General features: G+C 53.7%; 10 protein-coding genes, 1 tRNA gene and 1 rRNA gene (1 of these 12 running past the window's edge). 8 read left to right on the top strand and 4 right to left on the bottom strand.

Translation table 11 applies throughout. From position 1 onward, the window contains the following. Positions 1-16: 16 nt before the first annotated feature. From MWH26_RS12320 to lpxB, 3 genes are all read left to right on the top strand, one after another. Positions 17-1,018, top strand: a complete 1,002-nt coding sequence (locus MWH26_RS12320; RefSeq protein ID WP_247974524.1) for a FecCD family ABC transporter permease — start codon at positions 17-19, stop codon at positions 1,016-1,018. Between the two features lie 89 nt (positions 1,019-1,107). Next, positions 1,108-1,524, top strand: coding sequence for a 6-pyruvoyl trahydropterin synthase family protein (locus MWH26_RS12315; RefSeq protein ID WP_244696907.1), 417 nt, complete (start codon positions 1,108-1,110; stop codon positions 1,522-1,524). A 113-nt stretch (positions 1,525-1,637) separates the two neighbouring features. Beyond that, a complete protein-coding gene (lpxB, locus tag MWH26_RS12310) occupies positions 1,638-2,747 on the top strand; it encodes a lipid-A-disaccharide synthase (RefSeq protein ID WP_247974523.1) in 1,110 nt (369 codons plus the stop codon). Positions 2,748-2,902: 155 nt separating this feature from the next. On the opposite strand, the gene clpX is transcribed toward lpxB, so the two are convergent. From clpX to MWH26_RS12290, 4 genes are all read right to left on the bottom strand, one after another. After that, positions 2,903-4,126 carry an ATP-dependent Clp protease ATP-binding subunit ClpX gene (gene clpX, locus MWH26_RS12305; RefSeq protein ID WP_244696906.1) on the bottom strand — a complete coding sequence of 408 codons (1,224 nt, stop codon included), beginning with the start codon at positions 4,124-4,126 and terminating at the stop codon, positions 2,903-2,905. A 237-nt stretch (positions 4,127-4,363) separates the two neighbouring features. Next, on the bottom strand, positions 4,364-5,071 hold the full coding sequence (locus MWH26_RS12300) for a ClpP family protease (protein WP_262921950.1): 708 nt from the start codon (positions 5,069-5,071) through the stop codon (positions 4,364-4,366). A gap of 113 nt (positions 5,072-5,184) precedes the next feature. After that, positions 5,185-6,513: a trigger factor gene (gene tig / locus MWH26_RS12295; RefSeq protein ID WP_247974522.1), complete on the bottom strand. Its 1,329-nt coding sequence runs from the start codon at positions 6,511-6,513 to the stop codon at positions 5,185-5,187. A 126-nt stretch (positions 6,514-6,639) separates the two neighbouring features. Further along, positions 6,640-6,721: transfer RNA gene (locus MWH26_RS12290), tRNA-Leu, on the bottom strand. A 320-nt stretch (positions 6,722-7,041) separates the two neighbouring features. Here MWH26_RS12290 and MWH26_RS12285 point away from each other — a divergent pair. From MWH26_RS12285 to MWH26_RS12265, 5 genes are all read left to right on the top strand, one after another. Beyond that, the gene (locus MWH26_RS12285) at positions 7,042-9,249 is read left to right on the top strand and encodes a RelA/SpoT family protein (protein WP_244696904.1); all 2,208 of its coding nucleotides are present in this window, start codon (positions 7,042-7,044) and stop codon (positions 9,247-9,249) included. A 166-nt stretch (positions 9,250-9,415) separates the two neighbouring features. Then, on the top strand, positions 9,416-9,907 hold the full coding sequence (locus MWH26_RS12280; protein WP_188559270.1) for a Fur family transcriptional regulator: 492 nt from the start codon (positions 9,416-9,418) through the stop codon (positions 9,905-9,907). Next, positions 9,904-10,251 (top strand): STAS domain-containing protein, encoded by a 348-nt coding sequence (locus MWH26_RS12275; protein WP_188559271.1) that lies wholly within the window; start codon positions 9,904-9,906, stop codon positions 10,249-10,251. The genes MWH26_RS12280 and MWH26_RS12275 overlap by 4 nt, the downstream gene beginning before the upstream one ends. Next, entirely contained in the window at positions 10,251-11,522 is a 1,272-nt protein-coding gene (locus tag MWH26_RS12270; protein WP_247974521.1) for an adenylosuccinate synthase, read from the top strand. The genes MWH26_RS12275 and MWH26_RS12270 overlap by 1 nt, the downstream gene beginning before the upstream one ends. Before the next feature lie 938 nt (positions 11,523-12,460). Beyond that, positions 12,461-12,773 (top strand): 16S ribosomal RNA (locus MWH26_RS12265) (it continues 1,202 nt past the right edge of the window).

Below are 12,773 nucleotides of genomic sequence, written 5' to 3'. Positions count from 1 at the left end.
AGTCGCTTCTTTCCTCATGCCCCGTCCCGCCCTGCCCTGGATTTTGGCCTGCCTGCTGCTCACGGTGGGGCTATTGGCCGTGGGCCTGCGGGTGGGCAGCTACGAAACCGACTACGACCTGATCCGCCGCGCCCTGTTGCACTACGACCCCCGCGACCCGGCCCAGCTGGTGCTCGTGGAGCTGCGGCTGCCGCGGCTGCTGCTGGCTCTGCTCGCCGGGGCTGGGCTGGCCGTCAGTGGCTACATCATGCAGGCCATGGTAAACAACTCCCTAGCCGATCCTTATCTGCTGGGCACGGCTTCGGGAGGGGCCCTCGGGGCTAGCCTGACGTTTACTTTCGTGCCTACGCTTACTTTGGCAGGCGTATATCTGCCCCCGCTGGCAGCGCTGGCTGGTGCGCTGGGTACTACCCTCGTTGTCGTTGTTATTGGCAGCCGGCGGGGGCGTATCATCCCTACCCAGTTGCTGCTGGCCGGAGTTGCGGTGGGTTCCCTGACTACCTCTCTAGGCGGCCTGCTTACCTTTCTGGCTGCTACGGAGGAGAAGCTGCGTACCATCACGTTCTGGGCCCTGGGCGGCTTCGATAAGGCCAGTTGGGCCATTCTGCCGTATCCAGCGGCGGCCCTACTGTTGGGACTGGGGGCCCTGGCCCTGCTGCACAACAACCTAAACTTGTTGCTACTAGGGGAGGAGCGGGCTACGGCCCTGGGGCTACCCGTGGCGCGCACCCGCTGGTTCTTACTGCTTATTGCCTCGGGCCTTACAGGGTGCGTAGTGGCGCTGGTCGGGCCCATTGGCTTTGTGGGCCTGGTTATTCCGCATAGTACCCGGTGGTTGTTAGGCACCGTAGGGCGAGGCAACATACTGGTTTGTGCCCTACTGGGCGGCAATTTCCTGCTACTCTGCGACCTACTGGCCCGCCTGCTCTATCCACCGGCCGGGCTACCCGTAGGCTTGGTCACGGCCCTGTTCGGCGTACCGTTCTTCGTATATTTGCTGCGAAAACAAGGGTCTTAGGGGCTTGGGGACTTAGGGTCTTGGTTGATATTAAAATTCACCTGCCAAAATCCAAGACCCCGAGACCCCAGATCCTAAGACCCCAATCAATGGTTTACATCAGCCGACAGGAACACTTCAACGCGGCCCACAAGCTCTACAACCCGCAGTGGAGCGATGAGCGCAACCGTGAAGTCTTCGGCCCCTGCGCCAACGCCAACTGGCACGGCCATAACTACGACCTCGTCGTGACTGTCAAAGGCAAGCCCGACCCCGAAACTGGCTTCGTCATCGACCTTAAGCAGCTCAGCACGGTTATTCGCACCCACGTCGTGGACCAGGTCGACCACAAAAACCTGAACCTCGACGTGCCCTTCATGCACGGACAGCTAGCCAGCACTGAAAATCTGGTAATGGCTTTCTGGAAAATTCTGCAGCCTGAAATCGAGCGGATTTCCCCGGCCCGTCTGCACAGCATCAAGCTCTTCGAAACCCCGCGCAACTTCGTGGAATACTTCGGTGAATAAATAAGAGTGAAGAGTGAGTAGTGAAAAGTGCCGCCCAGAGACTTCATCTGTCGGTCGTGCTGCTCTGATTGCTACCAATTCTTGATTCTTAGTTCTTAATCCCTAATTCGAAAATGAAGTACTACCTGATAGCTGGCGAGCGGTCCGGCGACTTTCACGCCGCCAACCTCATGCGCGAGCTGCGCCACCAGGACCCCACCGCCGAGTTCCGATGCTGGGGCGGCGACATGATGCAGGCGGCCGGTGGCGAGTTGGTACACCACTACCAGGAAATGGCCATCATGGGCTTCTGGGAAGCGGCTACTAGCATCCTTAAGTTTCGGGGCTACCTCAAGGAATGTCAGCGCGACTTGCTGGCCTACAAGCCGGACGTTGTAATTCTGGTGGATTACGCCGGCTTCAACATGCGGATTGCCAAGTTCGCTAAGGCCAATGGGCTGAAGGTGTTTTACTACATTTCGCCTAAAATCTGGGCTTGGAACCAGGGCCGTGTGCACAAAGTGAAGGCGCTGGTCGATAAAATGTTCGTCATCTTGCCCTTCGAGGAGGAATTCTACCAGCGCTTCGATTATAAGGTAGACTACATCGGTAACCCCACCGCCGACGCCGTAGCGGAGCACCGCAAGTCTGACGACTTCTACGACCGGAACAACCTCGACCCCCTGCGGCCCATTATTGCGGTACTACCCGGTTCCCGCAAGCAAGAAATTGAGGAAATGCTCTACGAGATGGTGGCCATCCTGCCGCCCTTCCTCGACTACCAGTTCATTGTGGCCGGCGTCGACAACCTCGACCGGAATTACTACGCTCACTTTGAGCGCAACAACGTCCGCATCCTCTTCGACCAGACCTACGACCTGCTGGCTCACGCCACGGCGGCTCTCGTCACGAGCGGCACCGCTACCCTCGAAACGGCCTTGTTTGATGTGCCCCAGGTCGTATGCTACCGCACCAGCGCCGTGTCGTACACCATCAGCAAGGCCGTTATCAAGGTGCCCTACATTTCCTTGGTTAACCTGATTGCCGGCAAGGAGGTAGTAAAAGAGCTGATCCAGAGCGAGTTCAACGCCCGCAACCTCGTCACGGAACTCAAGAAAGTTACCGCCGACGAAGATTTCATTGCCCAGCAAAAAGCCGGTTACGCCGAAATCCGCGCGAAGCTAGGCCAGCAAAAATCTGCTGAGAAGGCCGCGAAGCTGATGGTGGGGTATTTAAAAAAGTAACGCCCGTTTGATAGCTGCTGGCAGGGCAAACTTAAGATGTCTGTATCATTTCAGTAACATCTTCATTGTTATGTAGAGGAGCGGCATTGCTACTAAAAGTGAGGGGCCCAACAGATTCATCTGTTGGGCCTCTCACTTTTAGCAGCCTAACCTGTCTACGCCGCCCGTAGCTGCTTCAGCGCCGTCTGCTCGAACTTGCTCCGAGCGTATTCCTCATCGATTACCAACTCCTTCACGCCCTCCTCGGAAGGCATATCGAACATAGCATCCGTCATGATGGCTTCGCAGATACTGCGGAGGCCGCGGGCGCCGAGGCGGTACTCGTCGGCCTTCACCACAATGTACTCTAAGGCACTCTCTGAGAAGCTCAGCTGAATGTTTTCCATATCGAACAAGCGCTGGTACTGCTTTACGATGGAATTCTTAGGCTCCGTCAGGATTTTGCGCAGGGTAGCGTGGTCCAGCGGGTTCAGGTGGGTCAGGACAGGTAGGCGGCCGATGAGCTCGGGGATGAGGCCGAACTGCTTTAGATCCTGAGCCGTCACGTAGCGTAGGAAATTCTGAGTATCCACCTTTTCTTCCAGCTGCGTTTTGGCAAAGCCAATGGGCTTGGTGTTGAGGCGGTTCTTGATGATGCGCTCGATGCCCACGAAGGCCCCGCCGCAGATGAAGAGGATGTTCTCAGTGTTCACCGTAATCATCTTCTGCTCGGGGTGCTTGCGGCCGCCGTGCGGGGGCACGTTCACCGTGGTGCCTTCCAGCAGCTTTAGCATGGCCTGCTGCACGCCTTCGCCGCTCACGTCGCGCGTAATGCTAGGGTTGTCGCTCTTGCGGGCAATCTTGTCAATTTCGTCGATGTACACGATGCCGCGCTCAGCGGCTTCCACGTTGTAGTCGGCGGCTTGCAGCAGGCGGGTCAGGATGCTTTCCACGTCCTCGCCCACGTAGCCGGCTTCCGTCAGTACGGTCGCATCGGCAATGCAGAAGGGCACCTGCAGAATGTTGGCCAGCATCTTGGTCAGGAAGGTTTTGCCCGTACCCGTCTCGCCTACCATGATGATGTTCGACTTTTCGATCAGGACATCATCCTTCTGGGGCTTCTGCATCAGGCGCTTGTAGTGGTTATATACCGCCACTGACATTACCTTTTTTGCCTCGTCCTGACCGACTACATATTGGTCGAGGTACTCCTTCATCTCGCGGGGCTTCACGAGGTTGAACTTCGGGGTCTTGGAGTTGGCCCGAATCTTATTCTCCTCGTTTAGGATTTGCTGGGCCTGACCTACGCATCGCTCGCAAATGTGCGCGTTGATGCCGGAAATCATGACCGAGACGTCTTTTTTGCTCTTACCGCAGAAGGAGCACGTGATATCTGCCATTGTCAGGGAAACTCTCAGGATAGGGGAGGATAGGTAACTTTCGCTAACCTAGCTCAAAGGTACGAAAAGGCCAACGCCCCGCGCCGTTAAAAAAGTGCCGTTGGGCTTTACCTCTACTAAAAACAAAAAGCCCACCAAGGCGGGCTTTTTGTTTTTATCATTCCAAGCGAGACGAGGAATCTAGCTTATACACAAGATGCTAACTCAGATTCCTTACGAGGGCCGGAATAACCGGAATTATGCTTTCTTTTTCTCCAGCACCTCATCAATCAGGCCGTACTCTTTGGCCTCGTCGGCTCGCATCCAGTAGTCGCGGTCCGAGTTGTCGTGGATTTCCTGGTAGGTTTTGCCCGTGTGCTCGGCCAGAATGTCGTACAGCTCCTTCTTGAGCTTGAGGATTTCGCGGGCCGTAATTTCGATGTCCGACGACTGGCCTTGCGCGCCACCCGAAGGCTGGTGAATCATCACGCGGGCGTGGGGTAGGGCCGAGCGCTTGTCCTTGGCGCCACCAGCGAGCAGCACTGCACCCATGGAAGCAGCCAGACCGGTGCAAATGGTGGCCACGTCGGGGTTTACGTACTGCATCGTGTCGTAGATGCCCAGACCTGCGTACACCGAGCCGCCGGGCGAGTTGATGTAGAGCAAGATGTCCTTCTTGGCATCCACTGACTCCAGGAACAGCATCTGTGCCGTCAGGATGTTGGCAATGTAATCGTCCACGGCCGTGCCCAGGAACACAATCCGGTCCATGATCAGGCGCGAAAATACGTCAATCTCGGCAAAGCGCGTGGGGCGCTCTTCAATTACCGAGCGGGTCATGCCCGTAGGCAGTATCAGACCGTTGCGGGTCTGGCCCTCTACGTGCTGGATGTATTGGTCAACGCCTAGACCGCTCAGGCCCTGGCCTTTCACGGCAAACTTGCGGAACTCTTCTTTATTCAGCATGTCAGAAAATTAGGAGAAGTAGTAAGGTGGCAAACAAAACCGCAAGGGCAACAAAAAAGCCCATACGACAAGTAAGGGCTTTTTTGTTGGTCTAAAACCAAAAATGTTAGCGCTTAGCCAGCATTTTGATTGCGGAAGTCCTCAGCCGTAATCGGGTTGTCATTAACAACAACTTTGCCGCGCAGGTTTTCCAGCACTTTCTCTGCCAGAATGGCTTCGTACTCGTTCACGTAGTTCTTGCCGTTCTCCTGACGGAGGAAATTGTCAGCAAAGCCGCGTACCGACTCTTCCAACTCCGGGGTCATTTCCATGTTGAATTGGCCCAGAATCTTCTGCATCGTGCGGTCCACGATTTCCTCGTTCGATACTTTCAGCTCCTGCGCTTCTACTACCTTGTTGCGGATCAGGGACCATTTCAGCTCCTTCTCGTAGTCTTCGTAGTGCTCCTCAATCTGCTCCGGCGTCAGCTTGCCTTCATTGGCGCGCAGCAACCACTTCTTGAAGAACTCCTTGGGAATCTCAATGGTAGTGCTTTCCAGCATCTTATCGATGATCTGGCGGTTCACTAGGTTGTCAGACTCTCGGTCGTAGTTCTCCTGTACCGTCGAGCGCACCTTCTCGTCGAAGTCCTCTTTCGACGTTACGATGTCCTTGCCGAATACTTTGTCGAACAAATCCTGGTTGAACTCAGCCGGCACCGAGCGCTGCACTTTGCCCACGGTTAGGGTGTACTCGCCCTCTACCCCCTCAACTTCTTCTTTGCTGAGACCCGAGAAGTTAGAAATAGCAGCCGTGTCGCCGTCGAAAGCGTTTTTGAGGTCGAACGTAACCACGTCGTCCGCCTTAACGCCCACGAACTTGTCAGCGTCATTCTTCAGCTTGTTGGTTGGCAGCAGCACCACGCGGCCTTCACCTTCTTCACCCGCCTTTTTCAGCTTGCCCGAGATGTAGTCACCAGCTTCTGCGGTTTCTGGCTCGGAGGTTTCTCCGAACTGGCGCTCCAGCTGCTCGTAGGTTTCCTTCAGGGTATTCTCGTCGAGGTCAACTTTGTGACGGTCAACAGCTACGGACTGATCAGCTGGTAGTTCGAACTCGGGCAACAGGCCCAGCTCAAACTGAAAAGAGTAATCTTTCTGGTTGTCGAAGTCCACGTCGGAAGGAACCGGTAGGGGCTCACCCAGAATCTTCAGGTTGTTTTCCTTAATGTACTCATCCACGGACTTGCTCAGCAAGCCGTTAATTTCTTCCACCAGAATGCCTTTGCCGTACATTTTGCGAACCAGCGTTACCGGCACCTTGCCCGGGCGGAACCCTTTGATCTGCGCCTTTTTGCTGTATTCTTTCAGCTTCGACTCCACGGCAGGAGCGTAATCAGCCTCCGTGAGGGTTACTGTCAGGATGGCATTCAGCTGGTCGTCTTTCTTGTCGAGGGTAATGTCCAAAACGAGTGGTCGGTTAAGGGTACTACTAGTGGTGTCAAAGGCGGGGAAACTCCCGGGTAAAAAGAAACCCCCAACGGGTGGGTTGAGGGTTTAGAAGCGGTTTTTACAAAGAAAAACCAAAATAAGTGCGGATGGAGGGACTCGAACCCACACGCCTTGCGGCACCAGATCCTAAGTCTGGCACGTCTACCAATTTCGCCACATCCGCGTCTCAAGGCCAACTGCCTCGGGGGCGCAAAACTACAAAAGCCAATTGTAAAAACAAGAGCGAAAAGTAAAATATACTGCTGGGCTAGTAATTCAGTGAGCGGTAGCAAAGCTTGTTTGAGACGGCTCAGGCGTTAATCTGTCGAAAATAAGGCTCGCAAATTCTCTCTTTATTTATTCTGCACCAACTCCTCGGCGGCTGTGTTCTACTAGAGCTTCTCGCCAGTAGGAGGCAAACCGGTAGGTAAGAAGTTAAGCTTGCCGTACAAGCCGTACCTTAGCAGTCTATAATTTCGGCACCTTGGGTGTCGCCCGCGTACCATGTCCACCGTCATCGACCCTGAAGTAGAGCGTCAGGAAATTCTGCGCCACTACCGCCGCCTTCTGCGCACTGCCAAGCCCTACCTAAATGAGGGCGATGCAAAGCTTATTAAAAAGGCGTTCAATACTTCTCTGGAAGCCCACAAGGAGATGCGCCGCAAATCCGGCGAGCCGTATATACTGCACCCGCTGGCCGTAGCCCAAATTGTGGTGGAGGAAATTGGCTTGGGCACTACCAGCATTATTGCGGCTCTGCTCCACGATGTAGTAGAAGATACGCCCTGGGAGGTAGCCGACGTGGAGCGTGAGTTTGGCTCGAAGGTAGCGCGCATCGTGGACGGGCTGACCAAAATTTCTGGCGTGTTCGAATACGGCACCTCCGAGCAGGCTGAGAACTTCCGCAAAATGCTGCTGACGCTCTCCGACGATGTGCGCGTCATCCTGATCAAGCTGGCCGACCGTCTGCACAACATGCGGACCCTGGACTCGATGCCGCGGCACAAGCAGCTCAAAATTGCTTCCGAAACGATTTACCTCTACGCGCCGCTGGCCCACCGCTTGGGCCTCTACGCCATTAAAACGGAGCTAGAAGATCTGTACCTGAAATACACCGACACCGAAATTTATACGGAGTTGGTAAACCGGGTCCGCCAAAGCCGCGCCGCCCGCAACCGCTTTATTAAGGAATTCGTCCAGCCCATTGATGAGGAGCTGAAAGCTCAGGGCTTCGACTATGAAGTGAAGGGTAGGCCCAAAAGCATTTATTCTATTCTGCGTAAGATGCGCAAGCAGAACATCACCTTCGATGAGGTGTATGACCTGTTCGCCATTCGGGTAATTCTGGACGTGCCGCCAGACCAGGAGAAGGCCGCCTGCTGGCAGGTATACTCCATCGTGACGGACTTCTACCAGCCCAACCCCGACCGTCTGCGTGACTGGGTGAGCACGCCCAAAGCCAATGGCTACGAGTCGCTGCACACCACGGTCATGTCGCGGACTGGGCAATGGGTAGAGGTCCAGATTCGCAGCCGCCGCATGGACGACATTGCCGAAAAAGGCTACGCGGCGCACTGGAAATACAAGGATACGGGCGTGCCCCAGCCGGAGTCTACCCTGGAATCGTGGATTAATAAGGTGCGCGAAATGCTCGAAACCAATAACTCCAGCGCCCTGGAGTTCATGGACGAGTTCCGCCAGAACCTCTTCGTGAAAGAGGTGTACGCCTTTACACCCAAAGGCAAGCTGGTTATCCTGCCCGATAAGGCTACGGCCCTAGACTTCGCTTTCGAAATTCACTCCCACATCGGCTTGCAGTGCCTTGGGGCCAAAGTAAACCAGAAGCTCCAGCCACTCAGCTACCAACTGCGCAATGGCGACCAAGTCGAGATTCTGACCTCGCATAAGCAGAAGCCCACGGAGGAATGGCTGCAGTATGTGACTACCTCCAAAGCCCGGACGCGCATTAAGGATTGGCTTCGCGACGACCGACGCAATAAATCAGAAGATGGCCGCTTTATCGTGGAGAAGCGACTGGAACTGCTCGGAATTGAATACAACCAAGACAACCTGAATCGACTGCTCGCCCATTTCAACACGAGCCATGCCCAGGAGTTCTTCTACAGGATTGCTATTGGGCAGATCGATGGCCGCGAGATTCAGAAGAATCTGTTTGATTCTGTCATTGAAGCGCCGCGCCTACCCTCCATGCTAGAGCCTAAAGCCTTTGACCATGAGGTGCAAAAGGTGCGGGGAGTCAATGCTAACATGCTGGTTATTGGGGAGCAAACTGACAAGTTCGACTACACCATTGCCCCTTGTTGCAACCCCATTCCTGGCGATGATGTGTTTGGCTTCGAGACCGACCAAGGTATCGTAATTCACCGCACCTCCTGTCCTAAGGCCGTGCAGATGATGTCCAACTACGGCAACCGCATTGTGCGGGCTAAATGGACGGAGCAGTTGGAACTGGCGTTTCTGGCCGGAATTCGGATCAAAGGCTCCGACCGGGTTGGCTTGGTCAACGATGTTACCCGCATCATCAGCAACAGCCTGAAGGTAAATATGCGCTCCATCACTATTGACTCAAATGATGGCATGTTTGAAGGGCAGATTATGGTGTTCGTTAATGATACCGACCACCTAACCAAACTAATCCAGCGGCTCTCTAAAGTAAATGGAGTACTCCTTGTTGAGCGCTTCGATTCCTAAAGAAGTTCTAAAAAGTTTTCTCAAAAAGGAGAAGTACAAAACGGTACAAAAGTAGTCCGGATAGGTGCGGCTTCACCCATTTTTTTGGCTGACTACCTATGCTCGTAGCGAAGCCAAACTTCTCTCAATTTTGCTTGTTTTCACTCCTTATATATAAGGTCTCAATATGTCTGTCACAGAGAAGCATTTGGACAAGGAAAAGTACGAGGAGGTGAAGAAGATTTTCACTGCTTACCTCGAGAATAAAGGACTGCGCAAAACGTCGGAGCGCTACGCAATTCTGGAAGAAATCTACTCTCGCACGGGACATTTCGACGTGGAAGAGCTGTACGCGGGTATGAAGGAGCAAGGCTTGCAGGTTAGCCGCGCTACCGTGTACAACACCTTAGACTTGCTAGTTGAGCATGGGCTGGTCAGTAAGCACCAATTTGGCCGTAACCTGGCGCAGTACGAGAAAAGCTACGGCTACCGTCAGCACGACCATGTAATCTGCACGGAGTGTCATAAAGTGGTAGAGTTCTGTGATCCGCGCATCCACGGCATCCAAACGATGGTAGGGGAGTTGCTCAACTTCCATATCTTGCACCACTCTTTGAATCTTTATGGCGTGTGCGGCGACTGCCGCGCTAAAGCCGCTGCCCGCTCTCTAGCCGAATGAAAACTGAAACCGCCGTCCGGGACGGCATCCTCTTTGTGCGCCTAACCGGCGACTTAATCGGTAGCCCCGACACCCAACAACTCCTGCAAAGCGTCGACCAGCACCTCGGCGACGAACTGCGCCACTGCACCGTTGACTTGTCGGGCATTCGTTACATCAACAGCACCGGAATTGGCGTGTTGGTATCCTTACTGACCAAGTTCCGCAGCCGGGGCGGGGAAATGGTTCTGATTAACCCCGCCGACCATCCGCGTAAAATGCTCGCGCTAACCAAGCTGAACGCTATTTTTTCTATTGCGGATGACGAACAGTCGGCCGCTCAACAACTGAAAGTCGTAAGCTAATGCCCGTTGATGTACTAGTAGGATTGCAGTGGGGTGACGAGGGCAAAGGCAAGATTGTTGATGTACTCGCCCCTACTTACGACGTAGTAGCCCGCTTCCAAGGTGGTCCGAACGCCGGCCACACCCTTACTTTTGACGGGGTTAAGCACGTGCTGCACCAAGTGCCATCAGGCATCTTCCATCCCCATATTGTTAACGTAGTAGGTAATGGGGTAGTGCTAGACCCTGTTGTCTTTCGCCAGGAGCTTCAAAAGCTCACGGACCGGGGCGTGAACTGGAGCCAGAACCTCTATGTGTCCCGCAAAGCACAACTGATTCTGCCTTCTCACCGGGCTCTTGACCGCATCAGCGAGGAGGCGCGTGGGGGTAGTAAAATTGGCTCTACCTTAAAAGGCATTGGTCCTACCTATCAGGATAAGATCGGTCGTACTGGCCTGCGTGTGGGAGATATTCTACTGCCCGATTTTCAGGAACGCTACCAAGAGGCTGTTGCGCGTCACGCCACTCTTGCTGAATTCCACGGCCGCGGCCTCGAAATTGATGAATTCGAGGCCGATTTCTTTTCCGCCATTGAGTTCCTGCGTACCCTTCAGCTTGCTGATACTGAATACCTGCTGAATGACCTGCTGAAGCAAGGTAAAAGCATCTTGGCGGAAGGTGCCCAAGGCTCCATGCTAGATATTGACTTTGGCACTTACCCTTTTGTTACGTCCTCTAGTACCATCGTAGCCGGTGCTTGCACAGGCTTGGGTATTGCGCCACGCCACATTAATAAGGTATACGGAATTAGCAAAGCGTATTGTACTCGTGTGGGTAGTGGCCCCTTCCCAACCGAATTACACGACGAAGTAGGAGAACAGATTCGCGCGGCTGGCAGAGAGTTTGGTGCCACTACTGGGCGTCCCCGCCGCTGTGGCTGGATCGATCTACCTGCCTTACGGTACAGCATCATGCTCAACGGTGTAACTGAAATTCACTTGATGAAGGCCGATGTGCTAGATGAATTCGACGAAATTCAGGTGTGCACTCACTACCGCTTGCCGAATGGCGAAGAGACAGATCAACTTCCAGATCATGGAGATCTGCAGAACCTGACTCCAGTTTACACCAAAATAGCGGGCTGGCGCACGGAACTGCAAACAATTACCGACCCCCAAGCATTGCCCCAGCAGCTAAAAGACTATGTTGGCTTTCTTGAGCAACACTTATCAGTGCCAGTTAGCATCGTTAGCGTAGGGCCTGACCGAGTTAGTACCTTACACCTTAACTAGTGAGGTCTCGTTAACTCTCTTATACATGAGAAAACCGCCTTCTAGGCGGTTTTCTTCATTATAGAGTATGCTCTATCCTGCCAGGACTAGGTGGTGTAAAAAAATATTTCTGAGTGGTGAACTTAAACAAGTACTTAAAGAGTTTACCATCAGCCAGCTATTTAAAACCTAGTGAGTGTAAATAATGGCTTGATGAAAAAAAGTGTGGGCAGGGTTTGGAAAACTGAATTCGAAGTGCCACTTTTGCACTCCCAAACCGGAACGCGGTGGGGCTTGAGTGAACACGCGGTGCGACTCGCTTCCAGTAACAAGCAGGTATTGATGAGACGGGTAGGAAACGGATGAAAAAAAGTTTTCTGCTGGATTTGCAAAGTTGAAGTGGACAGTGCTACCTTTGCACCCCGATTCAGCCGGAAGCGGGCCCGGGAAGACGAAAAAACTTTCGCTACTTCCTTGCAAAAGCCAACTAGTTGGTGGTACCTTTGCACCCCGCTTTCGAACGAGAAACCGGATTCTGAGCAAGCAGGCCGCGAAAAACGAGAAAAAGTTTTTCTGCTGTGAACTTGGAAAAAGCAAAACGAGTTGTACCTTTGCAGCCCGCTTCAACCGGAAGCTGGCGCGAGGAAAAGAAAGCAAGTCACTTCGAGAAAAAAGTTTTTCGAAACGATTGCGAAATAAAAATTGGGTGTTACCTTTGCAACCCGCTTCGAACGGAAGCTAGCTTGCCTAACACACTCGGCCTCTTTCTGGAGGCGCACGGTTAGACCCAACAGGGGTCTGGCACACGTTCTTTGAATGATTGGAAAAGACAAATTGGTAAGGCCTCTGGCTGCCTACGGGTACTAGAGGCAAGAAGCGTAACAAACGAGGTAACTCGTTAAGACGAGTCGGATCAGCACTTGACATCAGCTAGTCTTCGGGCTAGTGCAGTAAGTTATACAATGGAGAGTTTGATCCTGGCTCAGGATGAACGCTAGCGGCAGGCCTAATACATGCAAGTCGAACGGGTGGTAGCAATACCACTAGTGGCGCACGGGTGCGTAACGCGTAACCAACCTGCCCAGATCTGGGGGATAGCCCGCCGAAAGGCGGATTAATACCGCATAAGCCCACAACATGGCATCATGTAATGGGTAAAGATTTATCGGATCTGGATGGGGTTGCGTAGCATTAGCTAGTTGGCGGGGTAACGGCCCACCAAGGCGACGATGCTTAGGGGACCTGAGAGGGTGATCCCCCACACTGGCACTG

The sequence above is a fragment of the Hymenobacter sublimis genome, from assembly GCF_023101345.1.
Classification (GTDB): Bacteria; Bacteroidota; Bacteroidia; order Cytophagales; family Hymenobacteraceae; genus Hymenobacter; species Hymenobacter sublimis.
Note: the sequence above shows the minus strand (reverse complement) of the source record. Positions and strands in the feature narration are given on the sequence as shown.

Coding starts and splice junctions, on each gene's coding strand:
- MWH26_RS12320 (WP_247974524.1), top strand. CDS start 17: ATGCCCCGTCCCGCCCTGCCCTGGATTTTGGCCTGCCTGCTGCTCACG.
- MWH26_RS12300 (WP_262921950.1), bottom strand. CDS start 5,071: ATGCTGAATAAAGAAGAGTTCCGCAAGTTTGCCGTGAAAGGCCAGGGC.
- clpX (WP_244696906.1), bottom strand. CDS start 4,126: ATGGCAGATATCACGTGCTCCTTCTGCGGTAAGAGCAAAAAAGACGTC.
- MWH26_RS12280 (WP_188559270.1), top strand. CDS start 9,416: ATGTCTGTCACAGAGAAGCATTTGGACAAGGAAAAGTACGAGGAGGTG.
- MWH26_RS12315 (WP_244696907.1), top strand. CDS start 1,108: ATGGTTTACATCAGCCGACAGGAACACTTCAACGCGGCCCACAAGCTC.
- MWH26_RS12270 (WP_247974521.1), top strand. CDS start 10,251: ATGCCCGTTGATGTACTAGTAGGATTGCAGTGGGGTGACGAGGGCAAA.
- MWH26_RS12285 (WP_244696904.1), top strand. CDS start 7,042: ATGTCCACCGTCATCGACCCTGAAGTAGAGCGTCAGGAAATTCTGCGC.
- MWH26_RS12275 (WP_188559271.1), top strand. CDS start 9,904: ATGAAAACTGAAACCGCCGTCCGGGACGGCATCCTCTTTGTGCGCCTA.
- lpxB (WP_247974523.1), top strand. CDS start 1,638: ATGAAGTACTACCTGATAGCTGGCGAGCGGTCCGGCGACTTTCACGCC.